The following is a 25,153-nucleotide window of genomic DNA, read 5'->3' on the forward strand; positions in this document are numbered from 1 at the left end:
GTGTCCCCATGGATACAGGGGCTCCGGCTCTCGCGCCGAAGCCTACTGCGCCGATGGGGCGCCCCGTTTGGCCGTACGGAAGAGTGTCCGGTCAGCCGATGAGCCCGCCGAACAGACCGCCGTGCGCCATTCCGAGGAAGAAACCGACCGCGGAGGCACCCAGCCCGAGGATGATCAGGAACCGTTCGCGGGTCGTCACGGAGATGAACTGCCCGTACGCGCCCGTCAGGATTCCCACCAGCCCGGACCACGAGCTGAGCAGGTGCAGGTTGTTGAAGAACGCGGAGACGAAGGCGAGAAGGCCCAGTACCAGCGTCACCGCTACCAGCGTGTCCTGGAGCGGATGAGCCTTGCCGTCCGTGGCGAGGAGTGAGGTGGCGGAGTTCGGTCGCATTGCCTGTGCCATCTGGCACCTCCTGGCTTTGCCGGAAGCGGCGCACTGTAGCGCCGCACACACCCGATGTGTACAGATTGCGGCCGAGGGCGGCCGGATTTCAACCCGAAGCCGCAGTGCGAGTAGTCTGTACCGTCTGCACCGGTGTCTGCCCTGGCACGCGATCCCTCGCTCGTCGAGCTGGATTGTCAGCGGCGGCCGATACCGTTGCGTACGCATCACGACCCTCCTGCCACGGAACGACCGTGGCCGCTGAGTCCAAAGGAGGTGGGTTCCACATGCGTCACTACGAAGTGATGGTCATCCTCGACCCCGATCTCGAGGAGCGCGCAGTCTCCCCGCTGATCGAGAACTTCCTCTCCGTCGTCCGTGAGGGCAACGGAAAGGTCGAGAAGGTCGACACCTGGGGCCGTCGTCGTCTCTCTTACGAGATCAAGAAGAAGCCCGAGGGCATCTACTCGGTCATCGACCTCCAGGCCGAGCCTGCGGTCGTCAAGGAGCTCGACCGACAGATGAACCTGAACGAGTCGGTCCTCCGGACCAAGGTCCTCCGTCCCGAGACCCACTGAGCTTCTAGCTCAGAGGTCATCGGGTCCGAGTAGCAGCAAGCAGCCAGAAGCAAATCCCGCCGAGAGGTTCACCCATGGCAGGCGAGACCGTCATCACGGTCGTCGGCAATCTCGTCGACGACCCCGAGCTGCGCTTCACCCCGTCCGGTGCGGCGGTCGCGAAGTTCCGCGTCGCGTCCACTCCCCGCACCTTCGACCGTCAGACCAATGAGTGGAAGGACGGCGAGAGCCTGTTCCTGACCTGCTCGGTCTGGCGTCAGGCGGCGGAGAACGTCGCCGAGTCGCTCCAGCGAGGCATGCGCGTTGTCGTGCAGGGCCGGCTGAAGCAGCGGTCCTACGAGGACCGCGAGGGCGTCAAGCGCACGGTCTACGAGCTGGATGTCGAGGAAGTCGGCCCCAGTCTCAAGAACGCCACGGCCAAGGTCACCAAGACCACCGGCCGCGGTGGCCAGGGTGGTTACGGCGGCGGCCAGCAGGGCGGCGGCAACTGGGGCGGCGGTCCCGGTGGCGGCGGTCCCGCTGGTGGTGGCCAGCAGGGTGGCGGCGGTGCTCCCGCCGACGACCCGTGGGCCACCAGCGCGCCGGCCGGAGGCGGCCAGCAGCCGCAGGGCGGCGGGGGCAATGGCGGCGGCTGGGGCGGAAGCTCCGGCGGCGGCGGTTACTCGGACGAGCCTCCCTTCTAAAGGGCGGGCTCGCACCCCACTTCTTGATCACACAGGAGAAACACCATGGCGAAGCCGCCTGTGCGCAAGCCTAAGAAGAAGGTCTGCGCGTTCTGCAAGGACAAGACCCAGTACGTGGACTACAAGGACACGAACATGCTGCGGAAGTTCATTTCCGACCGTGGCAAGATCCGTGCCCGCCGCGTCACCGGCAACTGCACGCAGCACCAGCGTGACGTCGCCACGGCCGTCAAGAACAGCCGTGAGATGGCGCTGCTGCCCTACACGTCCACCGCGCGATAAGGGGAGGGTGACCGAATCATGAAGATCATCCTCACTCACGAGGTCTCTGGCCTCGGTGCCGCAGGCGACGTCGTCGACGTCAAGGACGGCTACGCTCGCAACTACCTGGTTCCGCGTGGTTTCGCGATCCGCTGGACCAAGGGTGGCGAGAAGGACGTGGCGCAGATCCGCCGCGCCCGCAAGATCCACGAGATCGCGACCATCGAGCAGGCCAACGAGATCAAGGCCCGCCTCGAAGGCGTGAAGGTGCGTCTGGCCGTTCGCTCCGGCGACGCCGGCCGTCTCTTCGGCTCCGTCACCCCGGCTGACCTCGCTTCGGCGATCAAGACCGCCGGTGGTCCGGAGGTCGACAAGCGTCGCATCGAGCTCGGTTCGCCGATCAAGACCCTGGGCTCGCACCAGGTGTCTGTGCGTCTGCACCCCGAGGTTGCCGCGAAGCTCGGCATCGAGGTCGTCGCCGCGTAACCGCTGCGTTCGACAGAGCATGGAGAGGGCCGCATCCTCAGGGATGCGGCCCTCTCGTTGTTTCACGTGAAACGGGCGGGAAGCGGGCGCACGGGGCGTTTCACGTGAAACGGCGGTACGAGCCCTTGCCGTCCCGGTCAGCGGATGGCGCCTGTGACTAGCCAGTGGCCGGAGCGAGTGCGCAGCCAGAGCGTCAGCAGGCGGACCGTCATCATCAGGCCCATCGCCCACCAGAGGGCCGTCAGTCCGCCGCCGAGCATGGGGACGAGCAGGGCGACCGGCGCGAAGACCGCCAGTGTCACCAGCATGGCTCCGGCGAGATACGGACCGTCCCCTGCTCCCATCAGTACGCCGTCCAGTACGTAGACGATCCCCGCGATCGGCTGGGAGACCGCCACGACCAGCAGGGCTGGGAGCAGAGTGTCCTGGACCGTCTGGTCACCCGTGAACAGCGGAATGAAGAGCGGACGGGCCAGCACGATCAGAGTGCCGAGCAGCACACCGGAGACGATCCCCCACAGCACCATGCGTCGGCAGACCTCCCGGGCGCCATGGGTGTCACCGGCCCCGAGGTAGCGGCCGATGATCGCCTGTCCGGCGATGGCAATCGCGTCGAGTGCGAAGGACATCAGACTCCAGAGCGACAGAATGATCTGGTGAGCGGCGACATCGGCGTCACCGAGCCGGGCGGCGACCGCGGTGGCAATCATCAGGACGGCGCGCAGCGAGAGCGTACGGACCAGCAGGGGTACGCCTGCCTGGGCGCTCGCCCGTATCCCGGCGGCATCCGGACGCAGTGACGCGCCGTGCCGGCGTGCTCCTCGCACGACGACGACCAGATAGACGGCGGCCATGGCCCACTGGGCTATGGCCGTACCCCAGGCGGAGCCGGCGATGCCGAGTCCGGCGCCGTAGACAAGGCCGACGTTGAGAACCGCGTTGGCGCCGAACCCGCCGATGGCGACGTACAGCGGCGTCCGGGTGTCCTGGAGCCCGCGCAGTACACCGGTGGCGGCCAGCACGACCAGCATGGCGGGTATGCCGAGGCTGGAGATCCGCAGATAGGTGATGGCGTACGGGGCCGCGGTGTCGGATGCTCCGAACAGGCCGATGAGCCAGGGCGCCGTGGGCAGCGTGACGGCGATGACGGCAGCACCGAGCAGCAGTGCGAGCCAGATGCCGTCCATGCCTTGGCGGATGGCGGCCGGGAGGTCGCCCGCGCCGACTCGGCGGGCGACGGCCGCGGTGGTGGCGTAGGCGAGAAAGACGAAGATGCTCACCGCGGTGGTCAGCAGGGTCGCCGCGATGCCGAGCCCGGCGAGTTGAGAGGTGCCGAGGTGGCCGACGATCGCGCTGTCGACCATCACGAAGAGCGGCTCGGCGACGAGTGCGCCGAAGGCGGGAACGGCGAGCGCGACGATCTCGCGATCGTGGCGTCGCCGCCCTGTTCTGGAAGCCGCGGGAGCCTGTGTCATGCGCTCAACCTAATCTTCCACAGGTAAGTGATGCAATGCCCCTGTGATCCTTACTTTGGTCTCAGGTGAAGGCTCTTCCGCGCACCACTTGTTCCGATCTTGGTACAGGCGGGAAAGTTTTTCTCCCCCACAGTCGGTGGACGAAAAAATGCCTGGTCAGAGCATGTGAGTCGAAGTCGGTATGAGTTTGTCCACAGTGCTGTCCCCCGGTCCGTGCACAGGATCGCCCGGGTTCTCCACAGCATCTGGTCCGTCGTCCACATGGCCTGTGGATAACCAGATTGGCTGACGGTGCCGGCGGGCCTACCGTGGACCGGCGTCCGACGCGCCGGAACCGGAGTCAGGCCTCTCGTTTTGTCAGTGTCGTGCCGTAGAAAGAGTGGCACGGCGAGGTCCGTTGAGCGGACGTGAGGAGGTGGCCGGTGAGCATTCCCGAGCCGTTGGACGACCCCTGGACCGATGCCGGTCCCAGTGACCGTCTGCCGGCCTCTCGACAGCGCCGTAGCGAGGGCCGGGGCCGCGAGGACCAGCAGGAGCGCGGTCGTGACAACGGAGCCTGGGAGGGCGGGTCCTCGGGCTTCGAGCGGGTGCCCCCGCAGGACCTCGACGCCGAACAGTCCGTCCTCGGCGGCATGCTGCTGTCCAAGGACGCCATCGCCGATGTAGTGGAGATCATCAAGGGGCACGACTTCTACCGCCCCGCGCACGAGACCGTCTTCACGGCGATCCTCGACCTCTACGCCAAGGGGGAGCCGGCCGACCCCATCACGGTGGCGGCCGAGCTGACCAAGCGCGGTGAGATCACCCGCGTCGGCGGGGCCTCGTACCTGCACACCCTCGTCCAGTCGGTGCCCACCGCCGCCAACGCGTCGTACTACGCGGAGATCGTTCACGAGCGGGCGGTGCTGCGGCGCCTTGTCGAGGCCGGCACCAAGATCACGCAGATGGGATATGCCGCCGACGGGGACGTGGACGAGATCGTCAACTCGGCCCAGGCCGAGATCTACGCGGTCACCGAACAGCGGACCAGCGAGGACTACCTGCCGCTCGGCGACATCATGGAGGGTGCGCTCGACGAGATCGAGGCGATCGGTTCGCGCAGCGGAGAGATGACCGGTGTGCCGACCGGCTTCACGGACTTCGACTCCCTCACGAACGGCCTGCACCCCGGCCAGATGATTGTCATCGCCGCGCGTCCCGCCATGGGTAAGTCCACGCTCGCCCTGGACTTCGCGCGAGCCGCGTCGATCAAGAACAACCTGCCCAGCGTGATCTTCTCCCTCGAAATGGGCCGCAACGAGATCGCGATGCGTCTGCTGTCGGCGGAGGCGCGGGTGGCGCTGCACCACATGCGCTCGGGCACGATGACGGACGAGGACTGGACGCGGCTGGCCCGCCGTATGCCGGACGTCTCGCAGGCCCCGCTCTACATCGATGATTCGCCGAACCTCTCGATGATGGAGATCCGTGCGAAATGCCGTCGTCTCAAGCAGCGGAACGAACTCAGGCTGGTGATCATCGACTATCTCCAGCTGATGCAGTCCGGCGGTTCGAAGCGTGCCGAGAGCCGTCAGCAGGAGGTCTCGGACATGTCGCGAAACCTCAAGCTCCTGGCCAAGGAACTGGAGCTGCCGGTCATCGCGCTGTCACAGCTGAACCGTGGGCCCGAGCAGCGTACGGACAAGAAGCCGATGGTCTCCGACCTGCGTGAGTCGGGCTCCATCGAGCAGGACGCGGACATGGTGATCCTGCTGCACCGCGAGGACGCGTACGAGAAGGAGTCACCACGTGCGGGCGAGGCCGACCTGATCGTGGCCAAGCACCGTAACGGTCCGACGGCGACGATCACGGTGGCGTTCCAGGGCCACTACTCACGATTCGTCGACATGGCCCAGACCTGAGCCCGCCTTTTTGTGGGATCCCAGATCCCGTGTCCTTTTCCCACCGGCGATGTCCACCGCGTGGCCAATAGGACAGGGGGATGGGATCCATGCCTCGTGATCGAGCAGTTCCCCTCTTTGTGTACAGGACCGCCCCGGTTGTCGTCTGCGCGCATGGCTGGGGCAGGACCCCGGCGATCGGCGGCCGGTGGGGCCGCCTCGGGAAACTCGGGGTTGGTCCGATGGGTACAGCACTGGCTGCGCCGGTACGGCTGAGTGTCCGGCGTGGTGACGAGGCCGTAGTAGAGGATCTGGAGTGGTCATCGGTGCCGCTCGGGCTGCTGCGGGAGGCCCGGCCGTGGCGGACATTCCGCTGGTTCCAGGGGCAGCAGCACTACTCGGGCACGTACTGGTCAGCCACCGTGGGCGACCATGTGATCTACGAGTCGCGGCTGGAGCTGGGGCGGCTGCTGTTCGCCGACTTCGCTCGCGAGGTGCGGCACATCGTCGCCCAGCCTTTCCTGCTCAAGGCCGACGTTGACGGCAAGCTCCGCAAGCACATCCCGGACTATCTGCTGCTGACGGACGACGGTCCGGTGGTCGTGGACGTCAAGCCGCGCCGTCGGCTTCAGAAGCCGGAGGTCGCCTTCACGTTCGCCTGGACCCGGGAGGCTGTCACGTCACGCGGGTGGCAGTACGAGGTGTGGAGCGAGCCGGACCCACATGTGCTGGAGAACGTCCGTTTCCTGGCCGGCTACCGCCGCGGCTGGCTGTTCGACCCTGATCTGATGGCCGCGCTGAGGGCTGCGGATCTGGACGGGATGTCGCTGGGCGACGCCTTCCGGCTGCTGCCGGAGTGCCCCCGGCCGCTGGTGAAATCGGCGGTGCTGCACCTGCTGTGGTCCGGACACGTGACGACTTCGTTGGACCGGCCGCTGAGTGCGGGGCACGTGCTGCGGAGGGCCGCATGAGCGGGGCGGGGACAAAGCTCGGGGTCGGGACGCACTTCCGGCTGGACGGCGAGACGGTCGAGGTCGTGGAATTCGCCAGCCTGGCCACGGGCATGGAAGTCGTCCTCAAGGACGGGCGCGACCGGCTGGCCCGTATCTCGCTGCGTGAGTTGCTCACCTCGGACCGCGCCGAACTGCTCCACGACAGGTCGGGCCCGTCTCCCGCCGACGACGAGGACGTCGCGGCCGTCGTGCTGAACCGGCTGACCACGGAGGAGAAGAAGGAGGTCCTGGAGCGGGCCGGGCATATCCGGGAGATGTTGACGGGCTACCGCTCCGGCAGCGAGGACCTTCCGCGGCCGGATGAGCCCCGTTCCCATTACGCCCCTGGCCTGCCGTTGACAGACCGATATGAGGCCAAGGCCGCGGAACTGGGAGTGACCGAGCGAACGGTGCGCCGGTGGGCACGGGCCTTCCGCGATTTCGGCGAGGCCGGACTGGTGCCGAAGACCACGCAGGCGGACAGCGGGCTGGGCAACGCCGATCCGCGCTGGGTCGAGGCCGCGGAGGAGGTGCTGGCGGAGTACGAGGAGGAGTCGCGCCCCTCGGTGAAGGTGGTGCTGGAAGAAATCGAGGCCCGCGTCAAGACCAAGTTCAAGCTGGTCAAGATTCCGATGCCGCCGCGGACGACGGCCTACCGGTGGATGCAGGAGCTGGAACGTCGCCATCCGACGTTCCGGCTCAGTACCCAACGCAACCGGGACATCGCCGACCGGCCAAGAAAGGTCTACGGCAAGCTACGGCCCACACGGCCGGGCGAGTACGTGCTGATGGACACCACACGGCTGGATGTCTTCGCGCTCGACCCGGTGACGCTTCAGTGGATGCAGGCGGAACTGACCGTCGCGATGGACTGGTACACCCGCTGCATCATCGGTCTGCGGGTGACTCCGGTATCGACGAAGGCCATCGACGCCGCAGCCGTTCTCTATCAGGCATACCGTCCCCAGCCGGTTCCGGAAAGCTGGCCCAGGGAGGCCGCCTGGCCCGAGCATGGCATTCCGCGAGGGGTGCTGGTGGAGGCCGAGGCCGTGCACGGGCCCGTCACCGGGGTCTGGGGCCCGAAGGTGGTCCCGGAGACGTTGATCGTTGACCACGGAAAGATCTACCTGTCGGCGCACCTGACCAGCGTCTGCCGCCGGATGGGGATCTCGGTGCAGCCGGCGAGGCTGCGCACGGGCCGGGACAAGGGGCCGGTTGAGCGGTATTTCCGCACCCTGCGCGAAGACCTGCTGCAGCGGCTTCCCGGCTACAAGGGGCCGGACATCCACTCGCGTGGGCTGAACCCGGAGAAGGACGCCTTCTTCTTCCACCACGAGTTGGAGGCGATCATCCGTGAGTGGACCGCGGTGACGTATCACCGCAGGCCACACGCGGGGCTGATCGACCCGCACCTGCCGAAGGTGGAGTTGTCTCCGGCGGCGATGTTCGAGCACGGCCTCGCGCGGGCGGGCTACATCGAGGTGCCCCGCGACCCGCACCTGGCCTTCGAGTTTCTCGACGTCACGATGCGCACGGTCCAGCACTATGGCATCGAGATCAACGGCCGTCGCTTCAACGGTGATTGCCTCGATGGGCTGCGGGACATGGCCGGCTCCGACATCGACCTGAACAAGCGGCGGCTGGAGTTCTTCGCAGATCCCGACGACGCCACACGGATCCACTTCCGGGACCACGAACGCCTCTGGCACACCCTTGAGTGGGAGCATGCACCCGGTCTGGACATGCCGCTGAGCGAGGAAGCGCTGCAGTTCGCCCGACGCCTGGCGGCGAAGGAGTACACCTATCCCGACGACCGGCTCGCCATGGCCCTGCTGCTGAAGCGGTGGAACCTGGGCCTGGGCACCACCCTGGTCGAACGGCGGATGGCCTTGCGGCTCTCCCGCGAACAGGCCGCTCTGGAACTCCCGAAGCCGCAGGCTGACGCCGTCAGTTCGCTGCCGTCGGTCGCCCGCGTGCTGTCCCTTCCCGAGCAGTCGGCGCCTCCGGCGATCGAGACCGCCCAGGAGCCGGAGGCGGGCGACGACGACGCCGACGGCTTGGAGGAGCTGGACGAGGAACTCGACTTCTACGCCACCGCCTTGAAGGACATCGATGACGATGAGTAAGCCGACCCGAGCCCAGGCCGAGGACGATCTGCGCTCCCGGCTGGATCACCTCACGCTGTCCCGCAAGGAAGGCTTCGCTCGCCTTGCGGAAGCCCCGCGCCGGATCCGTCCGGAACTCCTGTCCCAGCGGCAGCTGAAGAAGCTGTGTGAGGAGGCTTTGGCCGAGTACAACCGGGCCCGCCGTCAATGGCATGCGAACCTCGGCCCGCTGGGAACCCCGCAGATGAAGGCCCTGCACGAAGACCTCTGGGACATCTTCGACAGCAACGACCAGGACAGCGACAAGGTCAAGGGCGGGATCGCTCTCGATGCCTTTCCAGGGCTGGGCAAGACCACGGCCGTGCTCGCCTTTGCTCACAAGCTCCACCGCCGCGTCATCCGAGAGGAAGGCAAGTTCACCGACGCCGGGCATGAGCGCTGGCCTGTCTGCCGAGTCGGGTTGACCAGTAACACCGGGATGCGTGACTTCAACCGGGCCATCCTGGAGTACTTCGGGCACCCCGGCCGTCACCGGGGGACGGCTGCCGACTTCGGCTATCGCGCGCTCGACTGCGTCTTGTCCGCGGAGACGAAGCTGCTGATCGTGGACGATCTGCACTTCCTGAGGTGGCGAAACATGAGTGGGATCGAGGTCAGCAACCACTTCAAGTACATCGCCAACGAATTCCCCGTGACCCTCTTGATGGTTGGCGTCGGCCTGGAAAAACGGGGCCTGTTCACCGAGGGATCAACCTACGAGGACGGGGTCCTTGCCCAGACCGGACGCCGCACGACCCGGCTGGGCATGGAACCGTTCGACATCAATACCGAGCAGGGGCGCCGCGGATGGCGCGACACCCTCCTCGCGATCGAGGAACGAGTCATCCTCGCGAACAAGTACCCCGGCATGATCGCGGACGACCTGTCCGACTATCTCTTCGCCCGCAGCACCGGACACATCGGCTCGCTCATGACTCTGATCAACCGCGGCTGTCAGAGAGCCGTACGCACCGGCGCCGAGCGGCTGGACGAAGACCTGCTGAGCAGCGTCAAGAACGATGCCGCTTCCGAGGAGGCCCGCCGGGAACTGGAGCTGGCCTTCGAGACCGGCAAACTGACCAGCCGCCTCAAGTCCCCTTCCAGGAAGGCCGCATGACAGACAGGCTGCGGACCCTGCCGATCCGGGTCGCGCCGCTTCCCGGCGAGGCCCTGGACTCTTGGCTGGAGGCACTCGCCCAGCGACTTCGGACACCGCTGGGCGAGGTGACGCGTGACATCGGCCTGCCGCCCAGGCATAAGGCCGGCAGGCGCCTGCCGGGCACCCCCGCGGACTGGACCGTCGTGCTGGGCCCGCAGCAGAAGGCGGCGATCTCGATGACGACGGGCTTGGATGAGGCCCGTCTCCAGGCGATGACACTGCAGCACTATGACCAACGGGCCCTGAAAATCGATCACGAGCATTACGCCGTCCAGCTCACTGCCCTGTGGGGCCGCGGCAGTGGGTCTCGCTTCTGCCCGGACTGCCTGGCCGAAAACGGCGGCCGCTGGATGCTGTTCTGGCGGCTGGGCTGGGCTTTCGCCTGCCTGAAGCATCGCCGGATGCTGGCGGACTGCTGCCCGAGCTGCGGGCGCGTCCCCCGTCGGCTCCCCCGAAGCCTGCGGTCTGTTCCCGACCCTCTCCGCTGCGGCAACACACCCTTCCGAACGGGCGGAGCCGTCACCGGCGGCTGCGGCTTCGACCTGACCGCAACCGAGCCTCTTCACCTCAGTCCCGACCATTCGGCGATCACCGCCCAGCGGCTGCTGACCGACGTGATCGAGAAGGACGCCGCGGATTTCGGCGTGTACGCCCTCGCGCCGCAGGCGGCGTCCTCGGCACTGACCGACATCCGAGTCATCAGCGGGCGTGTGCTGTCCCTCCTGCCTGATGACGCCCTTCCTCGATGGGCATCAGCCGATGTCGCCGACGCTCATCTCCACCCCGACCCTGACCACCTGCTCGCCACACGAGCCGAAACCAGACCGGGCCTCATGGCACCACCAAGGGCTGTCACCGCCGCAACCGCTGTCACCGCTGCCCTGCACGTGCTGAACCAGCCCGACGTTCACCGGGCCGGGGCCGCCCTACGTCCGCTGCTGGAGACACTCCGTGGAGACGATCCGCAGAACAGTGCAAGCACGATCAACGGCTGGGGGCGCCAGGGAAGCCAGGTCCTGGCGTCCGTCCACCTCGCCGGCCTCGCACCATCGAGCCGCCCCGGAACGCAGCTTCGACACCGTATGCCTACCGCGATTCCCCGATTTCCGGCGAAGACAGAGACAGACATCATGGCGCGCAGCCGGAAGATTCCCAGCGTCTTCTGGGGTTCTTGGGCTGTCCGTCTGATCTCGTCGCAGGACGCGATTGCTTCTCGGGTCCTGGCGCCTGCCTTTGCGGCCATCCTCCTGATCGTCGACAGCCGAGCCGAGTTCCACACTGCAACGCGCCACCTTGGCAGCGTAATCAACAAAATCGACATTTCCCGGGTTCTGCAACGACTGGACGACGACCCGAACTGGCCTGACATCGCCACCGCCTTGATCCGCTTGGCCGACCACCTTGATGCCGTCGACGCCCCCATCGACTACGCCCGTCGCCGCAGCCTGGACTACTCCCGGCTGCTGCCGGCCGAGCAGTGGGCTGCCATCTGCCGCCGCACTGGAACCCCATCAGGCCAAGGTCTTCGCGAGCGGATCATGCGCTGTCACCTGTTCCAGCGGATCAGCGGATTGCCGATCGAAGCCGCCCCTGGACATCCCGGCGCCAAGGACGCCGAGTTCCGTGGGGACTACGCCCACGACACTGCTCTGAGACCCCCAGAACTGGCCCAGGCACTGGACGAACACGCTCGGAACTTCCTCGCCGAGCACGGCATCCACGACGAGCCTGTCATCTGGCAGCCCCCCATCAGCTTGATGGACGGGCTCACCCTGCCGAGCCCCGACCTTGACCGCGTCGACATCGACCTCCTGCACCAACTCGTCCGCGAACGCGAACATCCTGTCCGGCACGCAGCTGAGACCCTCGGCATCAGCATCGAGGCTGTTCGCCAACTCCTGGACCAGCAACCAGCTCCGATGCTCTCCCTCACCGATGCCCAGTCCAAAGCCAGGGGGAAGATCTTCGTCAAGGCGATAGAGGTGCTGCCGAAGCCCGAACTGTCCCGGCTCTACCTGGAGGAACACCGCTCCTTTCAACACATCGCTGATCTCTCCGGCTTCTCCCGACCGACCTTGATCCGTCTTGCACGGACCTACGGCATCCCCCTGCGGGACGGCCCTCAGGACTACAACCGCCACGGGACCATCAACCGTGACTGGCTGTTCGAGCAGTACGTCGACCTTTGCCGAACCCTCCCCGATCTCGCCCGCGAGAAAGGAATGAGCGTCGCCAACATGACCAGATGGGCCCACCGTCACAGCATCCCGCTACGTCCTCGTGGGGGACGAAGTCACCGCAGCGCACTCCACTCAGCCGATGCGGCGGTCCGCCATCCCGAGATTTTGCGCAAGGCCTTCACCGGCCAGCACGCCGAACAACGGCTGCGGCGCTTCGCCCGATGCCTGGCTTATCCGACCCTCACCAAGGCAGCTCACAGCATGAGCATCCACCCACCCGTTCTCATCAACCAGGTCCGGCTCTTGGAACAAGACTTCGGAGAACCTCTCCTGAAGCGAGCTGAGTGCAACCGCCCCATGCGGGCCACGGAGTTCGGGCAACAGGTGGCCGACGCAGTCGAGGAAATGGACACGGCACCTGGGAAAACCCCAGTGGACAACTGATGGGACAGGGACGAACTCAATGGTCAGAGAGGTGGCAGTGGACAAGCCGGAACGGAACCTACACTTTTGCAGGGTCTCAAATCCAGCTTCATAATCTCAGCGCTCTCGACGTGCGTGCCGTGGCCGTCGCCCACCATCCGACCATCGCCGTCACCGGGCAACATGAAGGCGGCTCCTCCGCCCCCTGCACGGGGGCGGAGGAGCCGCCTTTCATGTTGCCCGGTGACGGAACGTCCGGTGCGGGTGCGGCGTCCGGTTCTCCGATGTGCGCGCAGCCAAGGAGACTGTGGCCTTGGTGGAGAGGGCCGGAGGTGACCCGCCTCGCGACTCAGCCCCGGTAGAAGACGAACATGCTGCCCGGGTTCTGGGGATCGCGTTCGCAGTGGACGATCGTGACGTGGCGACCCGCTCCCTGGTCCATCCCCCGCTGGGTCTCCTTGGTGAAGCAGTCCGTCGCAGCGTCGCCCTGCGTTTCAACATAGGGGAGGTCGGCGGCCTGGGCGGCTCCGACGGCCAGGCCGGAGAAGGCCAGGATGCCGGCGGCGGCGACTGCTGCGCGCTGGAACTTGCGCATGTTTTCTCTCCTTTACGTGCATACGTGCAGTGGTGCGTGTGCGCCTCTGCGGCGCACGGGCCCGCTACTCGCGGAGCGCGGCTGGCGGACCGGCCACGCAGTCGGCCGGAGTCGTGTCCGGCCGCGGCGAAGCGCCGCGTCGCGCTCCAAGATCTTTTCGGACACCTGAACCCCACCACACGCTCGAATGACGCTTCAAGGGCTCAAGATCCTTTGTTACGGGGTTATCACAAGCTGGCCGGAGCCCTTGCTCTGCCCGACCCCTCCCACTGGCACGACCCCGACCCCTACTGAGGAACTGACACGTCCCTGAGACAGCACCTCAGCGACGCGACCTGAGACAACCAGAAGAACCGCAGGCCACGGCCCGTGAGACCAGCGCATGGGTCCTGCTGCTCAGCGCCTCGTCTCGTACCTGGTCAGGACCACGCTGCCGGGAAACGTCCGCGTCTCCACCAGGGCCAGGTTCACCCAGCTGTCCAGCGCGGTGAAGAACGGCGTGCCGCCGCCCACCAGGACCGGATGGGCGGCGATCACGTACTCGTCGATCAGCCTGGCGCGCATGGCCGCCCCGGCGAGCGTCGCACCGCCGATGTTCATCGGGCCGCCGTCCTCGGCCTTGAGCCGGGTGATCTCGGAGATCGCGTCGCCGGTGACCAGGCGGGTGTTCCAGTCGACCTTGCCGATCGTCGAGGAGAACACCACCTTCGGCGTGTCCCGCCAGTTCCGCGCGAACTCGATCTCCGCCGGGGTGGCGCCCGGCTGCTGGTCGCCGGTCGGCCAGTAGGAACTCATCGTCTCCCACAGCTTCCGCCCGTACAGCGACAGGCCACTCGCCCGCTCGTGGTCGAGCCACCACTGGAACAGCTCGTCGCTCGGCGGTCCGCTCCAGCCGATGTCGTCGCCGGCCGCGGCGATGTAGCCGTCCAGGGTCAGGTTCATGCCGTAGATCAGTTTCCGCATGGCTCAGCCTTCTGTCCTTGGGGGTCCGGCGAATAGACCAGCGCGGCGCGGGAAACTCATCGGTGCGCGATCCGGGCTCGCCAGCAGCCCTCGTGCTCGGGGCTCAGCGTGGTGTGCTCGGCCGACACGCGCAAGCCACCTGATCTCGACCTCGCCCTCGCGAGGAAATGCCACGGTTTTGAGACTGGTCATGGGTGACAAGGCCGTGAGACAGCCAAGAACGCCCAGGTCACGCAAGATCGACATGTCACGAGCGGCGAGCCCCTACACCTTGTGCAGGGGCTCAGCGACCTTGTTCGGTTCGCACGCAGGGACAACATCACGTGAGACGGCTCAGGGATGGGCCTGGCGGGCCCGCCACGCTGCGAGAACCCGCTGCTAGATTCGTCGGCCATGCGATCACGTGAGTACGACCTCGATTTCCGCGACAGGGCCGGGCGAATACGCGCCTGGGGTATCGGTCTGTTGGCTGTGGCGACGCTCCAGTGGACATGGTGTGCCCTGTTGCTGCTCACGCCGTACACGGTCGATGAGGAGCCCGACGACCGCTACCCCGCGGAGTGCGAGTCACGGTTGTTGACCGAACGTGGTACGGCCAACGACGGTCTGCAAAGGGGAGATTGGTGTCAGGACGAACGTGACTGGCCTGAGGTCCTGGCTGTGCTCGCGCTGTCCGTGCCGGTGTCGGTCGTTGGTGTGGCGCTCTTCACGAGCGGCAGTGTGAGTATCCGGATGAGTGCCCACGCCGAAGCGATGCGCGAACTGGACAAGTACACCAATGCGGGGAACGCGTAGCGTTTACCCTCTTTCGTCGTCGAGTAGGAGGGCGCACGGCGGTTGCTCGCAAAGGTCCGTCAAGGCTTCATGGATCCGAAGCAAAAGGCGGCGTCGACCAGTGCGAGCATCGCTTCTCGCGCTCTCAGGTGTGTCAGGTGTGTCGGTGATAAGCCTTGTTGGCGATATGCCAGGTGTCGTCGGCCCGGACCAGCAGGAAGACGTCGGTGAACGTGTCCGGGCTGTGCGCGAGTGTCATGGTCGCGGTCGCGACGGTGCCGTGGACGTCGACGGCGTCGATGCGGCGGGAGCGGGTCGGTTCGTCCGGTGCCGGCCATCCGGGGAAGAGAGCGCAGTATTCGTCCAGGCGCCACGAGACGAATGCGCCGTTCCGGATTCCCTCGATGTGGGCAGTGGGCAGGAACGCGTCGCGGAAGTGGGTGGGGTCGCCGGTGGCGTGTCCGCGGATGTAGGCGCGAAGAGGTTCGAGCACAGCGTCTTCCACGGCGGGGGCCGTGGCGGCAACGGCGATGTCGGCTTCAGGGGCGGCAGGACTGTTGGCCAGATGAGCTGCGCTGCGCAGAGGGGTGTTGGATGCGTCGGCCAGCAGAGCCATGTCCTTGATCAGCGCGCCGATTGTGAATTCGGCCGTGCCAGTAGCCGATTGGCCGGTGAGGAAGGTTCGTTTTCGGGCCACGAGCCCGCCGAGCTGGCCGAGTTCGAGGATGTCCAGTACCTGGGCGCGGGGCAGGACGAGAGCGTCGGCTTGCTGCAGCGAGTCGCGCAGCGCGAGGAGGGCGCCGGCGAGGTTGTTGTTGGCGATCAGCTTGAGCGCAGCGGCGGTGGGGGCGTCATCCACGCGCCGCACGGTGCCCAGCGTTTCCAGAACCGGTCGGGCTCGATCGAGCACGTCCAGGTCAGCGGCGGCGAGAATCTGCAGCGCGCCGGCGACGGCAGCCGGCACAGAGCCGAGCACGGGCGCGTGGATGTAGCGGTGGCCGAGTTGCTGGGCCAGTTTCGATGCCTGGGCGGGGGCGATGGTGCTGGTATTCAGCACCATCGTGTCCGTTCGTAGCGAGTCGCGGACGTCGTCGAGGACCTGCTGGCAGGCCGCGCCGTCGAACAACGCCAGGAGCACGAGGTCAGCCTTCGCCACGGCATCGCTCGGATCGACGGTTGTCCTGACTGTGCCTGAAGTACGCCCGGAGCGGGTCCAGCCGACGACATCCCGGCCCTGGGCAGCCAGTCGTGTCGCGATCGCGTCGCCCATGCGCCCCAGGCCGAGGACGGCAATGGTGTGCGGTGTGGTCATGCGTGCCAGAGTCGTGCACCGCTATGACTGCGACAAGCGCATATCCCGCAGGACTGCCCTGCGGGATTCGCATACCTCGTGGCCATACTGGCGCCATGGAACTGGCTGTGTGGCGGACCTTCGTGACCGTGTGCCGACTCGGGTCGCTGTCGGCGGCGGCCGCCGAGCTTCATCACACGCAGTCGGCCGTTTCCCGTCAGATCGCCGGGCTGGAGCAGCAGCTCGGTGTGGCTCTGTTGGAGCGCCATGCGCGTGGAGTGCGCCCCACACCGGCCGGCGAGGTGTTCCATCGCCACGCCCTGGTCGTGCTTAACGAGGCCGACCGCGCCGTTCGCGCCGTACGCGACGTGCGTGACGGTGCGTTCGACCGGCCGTTGGCCATCGGTGCGACACCCTCGCTTGCCGCGGGAATCGTCCCTGCGGCCATCCGGGGTCTGCTGGAGCGGGCCGGGTCCGTCCGGTGGAGCCTGCTGCCCGGCCTGAGCGCCCAGCTGCACAGCCGCGTGGTCGCCGGCGATCTCGACATCGCTGTCGTCACTGATGCCCCACCAGGACTGCCCCAAGAACCACTGGTCGAAAGCCGGTTCCTCGGGCTGGACAAGATGGTTGTCGTTCTACCCCTCGGCCATCCGCAGGTCGGGCGCGGCCCGGTGCACATGGATGCGTTGGCCGACCAGATCTGGGTCGAGGACAACGACGGCTCCGCGGCGCTGCTGCGCCAGCACGCAGCCCGAGCCGGAGTCAGCGCCCGCATTGACCTGACCGCGGCCGATCTCCCCGGCAAGCTGGCCCTGGTTGCAACCGGTCATGCCATCGCGCTGATACCCGGGGCGCTGACGTGCGCGTTGCGGGCCGACGTCACCACCGTGGCCCTCGTCGATCCCCCGACCCGCGGCATCTACACGCTCGCACTACGCCGTGACCTCCACCCCTCCGCGGCGCCCTTGCTCGACCAGCTTGCGACAGCCTTCGCGTCGGTTGCTTGCGGGAGTCCGTGACAAGCCCTCTGATCGCATTGCCCCTCGCAGTTCGACGTACGGCACAGTCCCGTCCGCCACGGCTGTTCAGGCCCCCAACGTGCTCACGCCGCACGACTGGGCTCACTGCCACAGAAGCCGAAACGGCTGAGTCGGCGGACTCTTGGCCGTGTTGGGGCCGGCGCTTCGGCGCTCCGCGAAATGAAGTCGACTCGGCGGGGCGGCACCGGTAGATGTGATACATGACTTCGCCTTTGGAAGAACTGCTGCCCAGCACACGCCGCGCCTTGCTGCACCGCATCGCCCGCGCACAGACCGAAGGACGTACGCCGTCACTGGTCGCGGCGGTGGCACGCGAGGGGCGGTTGGTGTGGTCAGGCTCCCGGAGTTCCGCCGACGGGAATGCTCCGGACGCCGACACGCAGTACCGCATCGGGTCGATCACCAAGACCTTCACCGCCGTTCTGGTGATGCGGCTGCGCGACGAAGGGCTCCTCGACCTCAATGACCCTCTGGAGCGACACCTCCCGGGCACCGGGGTCGGTGACGTCACCATTTCCCAACTCCTCGACCACACGGGAGGTCTGAGCGCCGAGGCCCCCGCGCCCTGGTGGGAACGGACTCCGGGCACGCTCCGCCAGGGACTCGCCGATGTCCTCGGGGAGCGGCCCGTACCGCACCCCGCAGGACGGCGTCACCACTACTCCAACCCTGGCTACACCGTCCTCGGTTCGCTCATCGAGGCGGTACGCGGCAGCTCTTGGGGGGAGGTGCTACGGCGCGAGATTCTTGAGCCGCTGTCCATGGGCCGTACGACTCTGACGCCTGTCGCTCCATATGCCGAGGGCTGGGCCGTGCATCCCTGGGCCGATGTGCTCCTGCCCGAGCCTTCCGTGGATCTCGGGCTGATGGCGCCGGCCGGCCAGCTCTGGTCGACTGCCGCTGACCTCTGCCGCTTCGCCGTCTTTCTTGCGGAGGGCCATGACACGGTGCTGAGCGCCGCGTCCGTGGCGGAGTTGCGGACGCCGTCCGTGCCGCCGGAGGCCGGACAGTGGGACGGGGGCTACGGGCTCGGCGTGCAATTCGCCGCCCAGGGTGGCCGGATCTTGGCCGGGCATACGGGGTCGCTGCCCGGCTTTGTCGCCTGTCTGTGGGTGAGCGTGGAGGACGGGGTGGCCGCGGTGGCGCTCGCCAACGCCACTTCAGGACCACCGATCGGGGCGGTCGCCGCCGATCTCCTCGGCATCGTGGCGGATGCCGAACCGCGAATCCCCGCTCCATGGCGTCCTCTGCCCGACGTCGACCAAGCGCTGCTGGGCCTTACCGGGCCCTGGTACTGGGGCACGCATCCCTTCGGACTGAAGCTCGCTGCGGACCGAGGCTTGGAATTGCACCCGCTGCGCGGAAGCGGACGCGGATCCCGCTTTGTCGTTGAGCCGGATGACACCTGGACAGGCCTCGACGGCTACTACGCGGGGGAGACTTTGCGTGTGGTGCGCCGACCGGACGGCTCGGTGGACCATCTCGACCTCGGGTCGTTTGTATTTACCCGTGAGCCGTACGACCCGGAGGCAGATGTGCCCGGCGGTGTGGATGAGGGAGGCTGGCGCGGCTCGGCGTCGTGAGGCCGCCGGACGTTTCACGTGAAACAGGTGAGGCCGGGAACTCCCGCTCCAGCGAGGCACGGAAGCGAGGCGTGACCCGGGCTTCACCTGGTGCACGGCTGAATCCTCGGGTCAGAGCGACAGCTTGAAGCCCACATGGGAGGCGGTGAAGCCCAGCCGTTCGTAGAAGCGATGAGCGTCCGTACGGCTGGCGTCGGAGGTCAGCTGGACCAGTTGGCAACCCTGGCGCCGGGATTCATCGACCGCCCATTCGATGAGCGCGGTGCCGAGCCCACCACCGCGCTCATCGGCGTGGATGCGTACGGCCTCGATGATCGAGCGGGTGGCGCCGCGCCGCGACAGTCCGGGGATGACCGTCAGCTGGAGCGTGCCGACCACCCGGCCCGCGCGAACGCCCACCATTACATGCTGGTTCGGGTCGTGGGCCAGGCGCTCATATGCCGCCATGTACGGAGCGACGTCGTCCGGCGACTCCCTTTGCGCGCCCAGCGGGTCGTCCGCAAGCATCGCCACAATGGCCGGGATGTCACCGGGGGCCGCCGACCGTATCTCCAGATCGCTCATGATCCGCAGACTATGCCCGGAGTCGCGGCTTCGCGGGAGTGTGCTGGTCAGCCCGTCGCCAGGCTCAGTGGCGCGAAACTCCGGGTCCGGTCACCCGGCAGGTCCGGGATGCCATGGACCATCACCGTCGTGAGGACGTTCGTCTCCAGGCCGTGCTCCTTCACCCAGTTCAGCAGTTCCTTGTGGCGTGTGTCGATGTCCACCCGCGTCGGGCGGTCCGAGCACGTGGCCAGCGAAGAGAGCAGGGCTTTCGCGGTCTCCGTGTCCCGGGCGATCAGCGGGCCGACGGCTTCCGCTTCCGGAGTGGACCAGGCCGCCGCGAATCCGGTGATCGTGGAGCCTTCCTCCGCGACCCTGATGCGGTCTGTAGAGCTGGGAAGTCGCGCGATCATATGGGTGCGGTCCACTCCCAAGACTTCGGCATCCAGGCGTACAAGGGCCGGCAGGTCCTGTGCGGTCGCGGGCCGGGTCGTCACCCGCGGCGCGCGGTCCGGGGAGCGGAAGTGCCCCCGTACCCTCTCCACGCCGCCGGCGTCGGTGAATCCGAGCTGCTGGTAGAGCGGTCGGCCGTACGATGTGGCATAGAGAGCGAGCGGGGTGTCTCCCGCCTCATGCAGTACATGGGTCATCAGCCGTCGCCCGAGGCCCTGCCGGGCATGTCGCCCGGCGACGAGCAACATGCCGACGGCCACAAGGCCCCGGCCGCGCGGGGGACCGGGGCGGTCATCGCCGGTGGAGCTGGTGGAGCCGGCGGGGCCGTAAGAGGGCTCGTGGAGCGGTCCGTACGAACTGACCACGCAGGTGGCGGCCAGTCCTTCGCCTTCCGGTTCCGTGATGCCGTATCCGGCGCCGGCCGCCAGCAGGAAGCGCCACCTGGGCTCCTCGCGAGCCCAGCCTCGGTCCTCGGCGAGGTCCGCGCAGGATGCGACGTCTGCCATGGTCAGGCGCCGGATGGGGAGGGTGGTGTGTGGTGTCGGCATGCGGATCAGGCTGGCGGAGCCGACGGCCGTTCGTCCATTCCTTTCCGGTGAGCGGAGGAGATGGTCGGGGCACGGGTTGTTTCACGTGAAACGCGAGGTTTCACGTGAAACAAGGCTCACTCTTCGGTCGTCCGACGCCCTTCTGTCGACGGGGATCAGTCACACGTACTAATCTCCGCTTACATGGCGAGCGCACGCAGACTGCATCTCTTCGACCTCGACGGAACACTTATTCGCGGTTCCGCCGCTGCCGTGGAGATCTCTCGGCAGCTGGGACTGAGTGCCGAAATCGCCGAGCTGGAACGGGACTTCGCGGCCAGAGGGCTGGCTGCGGACGAGTTCGCAGTCCGTGCCCGGGAGTTGTGGGCGGAACTCACCACGGTGGAGGTATCGGCGGCCTTCGAGGGTGCGCCGTGGCTCACCGGCATCCGTGAGGTCTGGGCGGATATCCGGAAGCAAGGGGATTACTGTGCCGTTATCTCCCTCTCGCCCGACTTTTTTGTCTCGCGGCTGCTGGACTGGGGCGCGCATGCCGCCCACGGTTCCCGCTGGCCGGTTCTGCCTTTCACCGAGCCGATCGACCGGACGGGCATTCTCAACCCGGCAGCGAAGGTGAAGATCGCGAACCGGCTGTGTGCAGAGTTCGGGGTAGGTCTGGACGACTGTGTTGCCTATGGTGATTCCATGTCGGACGCGGAGATCTTCGCCGCGGTGCCCAGGGCGGTGGCAGTGAATGCGGATCACCATCTGGCGGGGCTGGCCACGCACGCGTACGCGGGAGGCGATCTGCGTGAGGCCTATGAACTGGTCTGCCTCCAGCAGTAATACGCTGACGCGAGGGTGTCGTGGGAAACGCGGTCGGAGTCGGCGGATGAGTGCGGGAGCAATGCAGCGTAACGGTAAATCCGGTGCCGATGGCCGGACTTCACGCTCTTTGTCCCATGCGACGACGTGCTCTGTCATGCTGCGACGGCCGGAACTGCGGACAATGTCACACTCCTCCACCTCATGCCCGAATTGGGGGTATGGCGGAGGTTAATGTGGACTGCCAACAGTCCTAGTCAGAGCGGGGAATTGCTAGCGCATTCCGGGTAGCGGAAGTGCGCAGACCGACCGAAAGATGTTCGAGGCGAGGCACACCATGGACGCTCCGACCACCACGTCGGCCGAGAACGGCACTTCCGGGGACGACAGCCCTTCCGGAAACAACCGCACTTCCAGCCGCTCTTCCAACGACACCGGAGGGGGTGGCTGGTTCGCTCCCCGCAAGGCGCCACGCACCGGGGGGCGTACGGAGCCCCAGCCGGACTCCGCGACGACCGACGATGCGGCGGACGCGCCGGACCGGGGGCGAATACCCGTCCCGAGCCGCTCGCTTGCCTCCATACGCCCGGTAGGTCGCTCCGTACCGACTCGGCACGAGGGCTCAGAAGGGCACGACGCGCGTCCTGGCGGCCTCCAGCAGCCGGCGCCGGTGGACGACGTCCCGGATGCCTTCCGGCCGCGCAACAAGGGCTTCCGTGACGGGGACGGGCCGGCTCCTCACCCGCTGGTTCACGACGGCCCCGACGGGATGACGGACGGCGCCGGCGGTCCGGTCTCCGGGGCCGCCACGGAGGCCGCTGTACGGTCCGCCGACGCGCGACCGGAGTCCGTACAGTCCGACTTCTTCACGCGGCCCGGCGCCGAACGATCCGAGCCCGCGGAGTCCGGCTTCGTACAGCCTCCTGCCGCCGCGTCGCTGCCGCCGGAGGCTCCGGTATCGGCCGCACTGCCCCCTGAAGCTCCGGCTTCCGCACTGCCTCCCGAAGCCCCGGCCCCGCCTCCCGCGGCTCCTGCTCCGCCTCCCGCGGCCGCAGCTCCTCCCGCCGGGTCTCCGGCCCCGCAGCCGTCCGCGGTCATTCCGCCCGCAGCCGCCGCCTCCGCCGAGGACCGCGACGCGTCCCCCGACGCGATCCTCGTCCGCCGCACGCTGGCCGAGATCGCCCCCGTCTCCGACCAGCTGACCTCCTACTTCTACGCGCTGCTCTTCGTCCGGCACCCCGATCTGCGCAGCCTCTTCCCCGTCGCCATGGACACCCAGCGCGACCGGCTCCTCAAGGCGCTGCTCACCGCGGCCGAGCACATGGACTCCCCGGCCGTCCTCACGGACTACCTCCGCCAGTTGGGCCGTGGACACCGTAAGTACGGCACCCAGGCCACGCACTACCCGGCCGTCGGAGAGGCCCTCATCGGCGCCCTGACCCGCTACGCCACCACGACCTGGGACGACGAGACGGAGGGCGCCTGGGTCAGGACGTACACGACCATCTCGCAGATCATGATCGACGCGGCGGCCGAGAACGAGCAGTACGCCCCGGCCTGGTGGCAGGCCGAGGTGGTCTCGCACGAACTGCGGACCCCCGACATCGCCGTGGTCACGGTCCGCCCGGACCAGCCGTACTCGTTCCTCGCCGGGCAGTACACGAGCGTGGAGACGCCGTGGTGGCCGCGCGTCTGGCGGCACTACTCCTTCGCCTCGGCGCCCCGCCCCGACGGTCTGCTGGCCTTCCACGTCAAGGCGGTTCCGGCCGGCTGGGTCTCCAACGCGCTGGTTCACCACGCCCGCCCCGGCGACATCCTGCGCCTCGGTCCTCCGGCCGGCTCCATGACCGTCGACCACAGTACGGACAGCGGCCTGCTCTGTCTGGGCGGAGGCACCGGCATCGCGCCGATCAAGGCGCTCGTCGAAGATGTCGCCGAGCACGGACACAGGCGCCGGGTGGAGGTCTTCTACGGCGCGCGCAGCGACCAGGACCTGTACGACATCGAGACCATGCTGCGGCTCCAGAGCGCGCATCCCTGGCTCTCGGTACGCTCGGTGGTCGCCGAGGGGCCCAGTCAGGGCCTCACGGGACAGCTTCCCGAGACAGTGCGCGACCACGGTCCCTGGCATGAGTTCGACGCGTATCTGTCCGGTCCACCCGGGATGATCCGCAACAGCCTCGACGCGCTCAAGGTCGCCGGTATCCCGCTCGAGCGGATCCGTCACGACTCCCTCGACGCCCTGGTGGCGGCCGACTAGAACCGGCCGTCCAGGCCCCGGCCCGGGTCCTGCCCGGTGCCGGTCGGTGCGGAACCGGCCAGGTCAGCCCAGGTCGGGCGCGTGCATGGCCCGTACACCCTCGATGTTGCCGTCCAGGTAATGCCGCAGCGACAGCGGTACGAGATGGACGGCGGCGATCCCGACCCGGCTGAACGGCACCCGGACGATCTCGTACTCGCCGCACGGCTCCTCGATCTCGGGGCCGTGCCGCAGCGAGGCGTCCATCGACTCCAGCCGGCAGACGAAGAAATGCTGCACCTTCACGCCGGTCACCCCGCCGTCGGCGATGTGCTCCACGGTGTCGACGAAGCAGGGCACCACATCGAGGATCTTGGCGCCGAGTTCCTCGTCCACTTCACGGTGGAGGGCGTCCACGACGGTGGCGTCCGACGACTCGACCCCGCCGCCCGGAGTGAGCCAGTAGGGATCCACTCCGGGTTTGGTGCGTTTGATCAGGATCAAGTCGTCGCCGTCGAGCAGGATGGCGCGTGCGGTGCGCTTGACCACGGGCCGTTCGGTCATGGGAAGAGGTTCGCCCGTGACAGCCGTTCTGAAACTACCGCCGGCCCTGCTGTCACCAGTCCACCGCAGCACGCAGCAGCCACTCGTGCGCCCGCGCGACCGGCGGCAGGGAGAGGGTTCCGGTGCGTACGACCAGGAAGTAGGTGCGCAACGGGGGCACCGGCGGATCGAGTAACGCGACCACTTCTCCGCGCTCCAGCGCCCCTTCACAGAGATAACGGGGCAGTACGGCCAGTCCGGCGCCCGCTGTCGCGCACTCCAGGACGGCCCGCAGATCGGGGGCGATGACGGTCCCGGCGGCGGCCGGACGGGAGTCGAAGACGGCGGACCAGTAGCGGGAGACGAGCGGCAGGGACTCGTGCACTTCCACCACCGGCAGTTGCTCCAGCACCACATGCCCCTCGCGCAGCACGTTGTGCCCCAGCCGCGCGGCCCAGCGGGGCGCCGCGACCAGTACGTGTTCCTCGTCGCAGAGCGGAGTCGCGGTCAGCAGTCCGCCGCGTGGCCGGGCCGTCGCGATGGCCAGATCATGATGTCCGGCGGCCAGTCCTTCCAGGGTTTCCTCGGCATTGCCGAAGAACGACGTGCGCAGCGCGAGCCCCTGGGCGATGAGCGGGGTGAGCGCGGGAAGCGCGCGCAGGGAGGTGAACTCCGGCGGCCCGGCCAGGTGGAGTGTCCGTACGCCGGAATCCTCGTCGAGCCCGGTCTCGGCGATCTCGATCAGCGCGTCGAGGTGGGGCGCGGCCCGGTGAGCCAGTTCGTCGCCGATCGTCGTGGGGGTGACGCCACGGGCCTGACGCAGGAAGAGCGGGCGGCCCAGCTGCCGCTCCAGGGTTCTGATCTGTCCGGTCACCGCGGGCTGGGAGAGGCCCAGCAGCGCCGCGGCGCGGGTGAAGGAGCCGGCACGGTGCACGGTGACGAAGGTACGCAGCAGAGCCAGGTCCACGTCCCGCTCTCCCGTCTCGAACCTTGCCCCCGAGGCAACTCCGGACCGTTAACTATAAATAAGTCGATAGGTTGCTGTCGCTACTGTGATTGGACACTGACGCAGAGTCAACTAGCCTTGGGCAAATGGTTCTCCGCGCGTGGAACCAGGGGCGGCCCGAGCCA

Annotated in this window: 23 protein-coding genes; 14 read left to right on the forward strand and 9 right to left on the reverse strand. The window is 67.5% G+C overall.

What is annotated here, in order from left to right:
- Nucleotides 1–91: 91 nt before the first annotated feature.
- Nucleotides 92–406, reverse strand: a complete 315-nt coding sequence (locus ACIQD6_RS15515; protein ID WP_401882399.1) for a hypothetical protein — start codon at nucleotides 404–406, stop codon at nucleotides 92–94.
- A gap of 266 nt (nucleotides 407–672) precedes the next feature.
- Between ACIQD6_RS15515 and rpsF the strand changes: the two genes are divergently transcribed.
- The 4 genes from rpsF (at nucleotide 673) to rplI (ending at nucleotide 2,393) form a co-directional block, all read left to right on the forward strand.
- On the forward strand, nucleotides 673–963 hold the full coding sequence (gene rpsF, locus ACIQD6_RS15520) for a 30S ribosomal protein S6 (RefSeq protein ID WP_006604399.1): 291 nt from the start codon (nucleotides 673–675) through the stop codon (nucleotides 961–963).
- A 74-nt stretch (nucleotides 964–1,037) separates the two neighbouring features.
- Nucleotides 1,038–1,646: a single-stranded DNA-binding protein gene (locus ACIQD6_RS15525; RefSeq protein ID WP_401882402.1), complete on the forward strand. Its 609-nt coding sequence runs from the start codon at nucleotides 1,038–1,040 to the stop codon at nucleotides 1,644–1,646.
- A 45-nt stretch (nucleotides 1,647–1,691) separates the two neighbouring features.
- Nucleotides 1,692–1,928, forward strand: coding sequence for a 30S ribosomal protein S18 (rpsR, locus tag ACIQD6_RS15530; protein WP_003967857.1), 237 nt, complete (start codon nucleotides 1,692–1,694; stop codon nucleotides 1,926–1,928).
- Nucleotides 1,929–1,946: 18 nt separating this feature from the next.
- On the forward strand, nucleotides 1,947–2,393 hold the full coding sequence (gene rplI / locus ACIQD6_RS15535; RefSeq protein ID WP_401882404.1) for a 50S ribosomal protein L9: 447 nt from the start codon (nucleotides 1,947–1,949) through the stop codon (nucleotides 2,391–2,393).
- Nucleotides 2,394–2,530: 137 nt separating this feature from the next.
- Here the strand turns inward: rplI and ACIQD6_RS15540 are convergent, their stop codons facing one another.
- Nucleotides 2,531–3,868: an MATE family efflux transporter gene (locus ACIQD6_RS15540; RefSeq protein WP_401882407.1), complete on the reverse strand. Its 1,338-nt coding sequence runs from the start codon at nucleotides 3,866–3,868 to the stop codon at nucleotides 2,531–2,533.
- Nucleotides 3,869–4,308: 440 nt separating this feature from the next.
- Between ACIQD6_RS15540 and dnaB the strand changes: the two genes are divergently transcribed.
- The 5 genes from dnaB (at nucleotide 4,309) to ACIQD6_RS15565 (ending at nucleotide 12,667) form a co-directional block, all read left to right on the forward strand.
- Nucleotides 4,309–5,769: a replicative DNA helicase gene (gene dnaB, locus ACIQD6_RS15545; RefSeq protein WP_401882890.1), complete on the forward strand. Its 1,461-nt coding sequence runs from the start codon at nucleotides 4,309–4,311 to the stop codon at nucleotides 5,767–5,769.
- Between the two features lie 221 nt (nucleotides 5,770–5,990).
- Complete coding sequence (locus tag ACIQD6_RS15550; RefSeq protein WP_401882409.1) at nucleotides 5,991–6,719, forward strand: TnsA-like heteromeric transposase endonuclease subunit; 729 nt, start codon at nucleotides 5,991–5,993, stop codon at nucleotides 6,717–6,719.
- A complete protein-coding gene (locus ACIQD6_RS15555) occupies nucleotides 6,716–8,866 on the forward strand; it encodes a helix-turn-helix domain-containing protein (RefSeq protein WP_401882412.1) in 2,151 nt (716 codons plus the stop codon). Before ACIQD6_RS15550 ends, ACIQD6_RS15555 begins: the two co-directional genes overlap by 4 nt.
- Nucleotides 8,859–10,001, forward strand: coding sequence for an ATP-binding protein (locus ACIQD6_RS15560; protein ID WP_401882415.1), 1,143 nt, complete (start codon nucleotides 8,859–8,861; stop codon nucleotides 9,999–10,001). Before ACIQD6_RS15555 ends, ACIQD6_RS15560 begins: the two co-directional genes overlap by 8 nt.
- On the forward strand, nucleotides 9,998–12,667 hold the full coding sequence (locus ACIQD6_RS15565; protein WP_401882418.1) for a TniQ family protein: 2,670 nt from the start codon (nucleotides 9,998–10,000) through the stop codon (nucleotides 12,665–12,667). The genes ACIQD6_RS15560 and ACIQD6_RS15565 overlap by 4 nt, the downstream gene beginning before the upstream one ends.
- 328 nt (nucleotides 12,668–12,995) lie before the next feature.
- Here ACIQD6_RS15565 and ACIQD6_RS15570 read toward each other — a convergent pair whose 3' ends face one another.
- Together ACIQD6_RS15570 and ACIQD6_RS15575 are read right to left on the reverse strand one after the other, a co-directional pair.
- Nucleotides 12,996–13,241: a hypothetical protein gene (locus ACIQD6_RS15570; RefSeq protein ID WP_401882420.1), complete on the reverse strand. Its 246-nt coding sequence runs from the start codon at nucleotides 13,239–13,241 to the stop codon at nucleotides 12,996–12,998.
- Between the two features lie 396 nt (nucleotides 13,242–13,637).
- Nucleotides 13,638–14,204: a dihydrofolate reductase family protein gene (locus ACIQD6_RS15575; protein ID WP_401882423.1), complete on the reverse strand. Its 567-nt coding sequence runs from the start codon at nucleotides 14,202–14,204 to the stop codon at nucleotides 13,638–13,640.
- Between the two features lie 393 nt (nucleotides 14,205–14,597).
- Here ACIQD6_RS15575 and ACIQD6_RS15580 point away from each other — a divergent pair, with 393 nt between their 5' ends.
- Complete coding sequence (locus ACIQD6_RS15580) at nucleotides 14,598–14,999, forward strand: hypothetical protein (RefSeq protein ID WP_401882426.1); 402 nt, start codon at nucleotides 14,598–14,600, stop codon at nucleotides 14,997–14,999.
- 133 nt (nucleotides 15,000–15,132) lie between these two features.
- On the opposite strand, the gene ACIQD6_RS15585 is transcribed toward ACIQD6_RS15580, so the two are convergent.
- A complete protein-coding gene (locus ACIQD6_RS15585; RefSeq protein ID WP_401882429.1) occupies nucleotides 15,133–16,290 on the reverse strand; it encodes a nuclear transport factor 2 family protein in 1,158 nt (385 codons plus the stop codon).
- 95 nt (nucleotides 16,291–16,385) lie between these two features.
- Here ACIQD6_RS15585 and ACIQD6_RS15590 point away from each other — a divergent pair, with 95 nt between their 5' ends.
- Together ACIQD6_RS15590 and ACIQD6_RS15595 are read left to right on the forward strand one after the other, a co-directional pair.
- Nucleotides 16,386–17,288, forward strand: coding sequence for a LysR family transcriptional regulator (locus tag ACIQD6_RS15590; protein WP_401882432.1), 903 nt, complete (start codon nucleotides 16,386–16,388; stop codon nucleotides 17,286–17,288).
- A 221-nt stretch (nucleotides 17,289–17,509) separates the two neighbouring features.
- Nucleotides 17,510–18,892, forward strand: a complete 1,383-nt coding sequence (locus ACIQD6_RS15595; RefSeq protein WP_401882433.1) for a serine hydrolase domain-containing protein — start codon at nucleotides 17,510–17,512, stop codon at nucleotides 18,890–18,892.
- Between the two features lie 111 nt (nucleotides 18,893–19,003).
- On the opposite strand, the gene ACIQD6_RS15600 is transcribed toward ACIQD6_RS15595, so the two are convergent.
- On the reverse strand, nucleotides 19,004–19,456 hold the full coding sequence (locus ACIQD6_RS15600) for a GNAT family N-acetyltransferase (RefSeq protein WP_401882435.1): 453 nt from the start codon (nucleotides 19,454–19,456) through the stop codon (nucleotides 19,004–19,006).
- Nucleotides 19,457–19,503: 47 nt separating this feature from the next.
- The gene (locus tag ACIQD6_RS15605; protein WP_401882438.1) at nucleotides 19,504–20,436 is read right to left on the reverse strand and encodes a GNAT family N-acetyltransferase; all 933 of its coding nucleotides are present in this window, start codon (nucleotides 20,434–20,436) and stop codon (nucleotides 19,504–19,506) included.
- Between the two features lie 183 nt (nucleotides 20,437–20,619).
- Here ACIQD6_RS15605 and ACIQD6_RS15610 point away from each other — a divergent pair, with 183 nt between their 5' ends.
- On the forward strand, nucleotides 20,620–21,261 hold the full coding sequence (locus ACIQD6_RS15610; RefSeq protein ID WP_401882441.1) for an HAD family hydrolase: 642 nt from the start codon (nucleotides 20,620–20,622) through the stop codon (nucleotides 21,259–21,261).
- A gap of 295 nt (nucleotides 21,262–21,556) precedes the next feature.
- Nucleotides 21,557–23,500, forward strand: coding sequence for a globin domain-containing protein (locus ACIQD6_RS15615; protein ID WP_401882444.1), 1,944 nt, complete (start codon nucleotides 21,557–21,559; stop codon nucleotides 23,498–23,500).
- 63 nt (nucleotides 23,501–23,563) lie between these two features.
- Here the strand turns inward: ACIQD6_RS15615 and ACIQD6_RS15620 are convergent, their stop codons facing one another.
- Nucleotides 23,564–24,043 carry an NUDIX domain-containing protein gene (locus tag ACIQD6_RS15620; protein ID WP_401882447.1) on the reverse strand — a complete coding sequence of 160 codons (480 nt, stop codon included), beginning with the start codon at nucleotides 24,041–24,043 and terminating at the stop codon, nucleotides 23,564–23,566.
- A 52-nt stretch (nucleotides 24,044–24,095) separates the two neighbouring features.
- Nucleotides 24,096–24,989 (reverse strand): LysR family transcriptional regulator, encoded by an 894-nt coding sequence (locus ACIQD6_RS15625; protein ID WP_401882450.1) that lies wholly within the window; start codon nucleotides 24,987–24,989, stop codon nucleotides 24,096–24,098.
- Between the last annotated feature and the right edge of the window lie 164 nt (nucleotides 24,990–25,153).

Origin of the sequence: Streptomyces sp. NPDC088400 (assembly GCF_044753355.1) — a bacterium.
Taxonomy (GTDB): domain Bacteria; phylum Actinomycetota; class Actinomycetes; order Streptomycetales; family Streptomycetaceae; genus Streptomyces.

Excerpts from the sequence above, each read along its gene's own strand:
- ACIQD6_RS15515 (WP_401882399.1), bottom strand. The coding sequence starts at position 406 with ATGGCACAGGCAATGCGACCGAACTCCGCCACCTCACTCCTCGCCACG.
- rpsF (WP_006604399.1), top strand. The coding sequence starts at position 673 with ATGCGTCACTACGAAGTGATGGTCATCCTCGACCCCGATCTCGAGGAG.
- ACIQD6_RS15525 (WP_401882402.1), top strand. The coding sequence starts at position 1,038 with ATGGCAGGCGAGACCGTCATCACGGTCGTCGGCAATCTCGTCGACGAC.
- rpsR (WP_003967857.1), top strand. The coding sequence starts at position 1,692 with ATGGCGAAGCCGCCTGTGCGCAAGCCTAAGAAGAAGGTCTGCGCGTTC.
- rplI (WP_401882404.1), top strand. The coding sequence starts at position 1,947 with ATGAAGATCATCCTCACTCACGAGGTCTCTGGCCTCGGTGCCGCAGGC.
- ACIQD6_RS15540 (WP_401882407.1), bottom strand. The coding sequence starts at position 3,868 with ATGACACAGGCTCCCGCGGCTTCCAGAACAGGGCGGCGACGCCACGAT.
- ACIQD6_RS15550 (WP_401882409.1), top strand. The coding sequence starts at position 5,991 with ATGGGTACAGCACTGGCTGCGCCGGTACGGCTGAGTGTCCGGCGTGGT.
- ACIQD6_RS15555 (WP_401882412.1), top strand. The coding sequence starts at position 6,716 with ATGAGCGGGGCGGGGACAAAGCTCGGGGTCGGGACGCACTTCCGGCTG.
- ACIQD6_RS15560 (WP_401882415.1), top strand. The coding sequence starts at position 8,859 with ATGAGTAAGCCGACCCGAGCCCAGGCCGAGGACGATCTGCGCTCCCGG.
- ACIQD6_RS15565 (WP_401882418.1), top strand. The coding sequence starts at position 9,998 with ATGACAGACAGGCTGCGGACCCTGCCGATCCGGGTCGCGCCGCTTCCC.
- ACIQD6_RS15570 (WP_401882420.1), bottom strand. The coding sequence starts at position 13,241 with ATGCGCAAGTTCCAGCGCGCAGCAGTCGCCGCCGCCGGCATCCTGGCC.
- ACIQD6_RS15575 (WP_401882423.1), bottom strand. The coding sequence starts at position 14,204 with ATGCGGAAACTGATCTACGGCATGAACCTGACCCTGGACGGCTACATC.
- ACIQD6_RS15580 (WP_401882426.1), top strand. The coding sequence starts at position 14,598 with ATGCGATCACGTGAGTACGACCTCGATTTCCGCGACAGGGCCGGGCGA.
- ACIQD6_RS15585 (WP_401882429.1), bottom strand. The coding sequence starts at position 16,290 with ATGACCACACCGCACACCATTGCCGTCCTCGGCCTGGGGCGCATGGGC.
- ACIQD6_RS15590 (WP_401882432.1), top strand. The coding sequence starts at position 16,386 with ATGGAACTGGCTGTGTGGCGGACCTTCGTGACCGTGTGCCGACTCGGG.
- ACIQD6_RS15595 (WP_401882433.1), top strand. The coding sequence starts at position 17,510 with ATGACTTCGCCTTTGGAAGAACTGCTGCCCAGCACACGCCGCGCCTTG.
- ACIQD6_RS15600 (WP_401882435.1), bottom strand. The coding sequence starts at position 19,456 with ATGAGCGATCTGGAGATACGGTCGGCGGCCCCCGGTGACATCCCGGCC.
- ACIQD6_RS15605 (WP_401882438.1), bottom strand. The coding sequence starts at position 20,436 with ATGCCGACACCACACACCACCCTCCCCATCCGGCGCCTGACCATGGCA.
- ACIQD6_RS15610 (WP_401882441.1), top strand. The coding sequence starts at position 20,620 with ATGGCGAGCGCACGCAGACTGCATCTCTTCGACCTCGACGGAACACTT.
- ACIQD6_RS15615 (WP_401882444.1), top strand. The coding sequence starts at position 21,557 with ATGTTCGAGGCGAGGCACACCATGGACGCTCCGACCACCACGTCGGCC.
- ACIQD6_RS15620 (WP_401882447.1), bottom strand. The coding sequence starts at position 24,043 with ATGACCGAACGGCCCGTGGTCAAGCGCACCGCACGCGCCATCCTGCTC.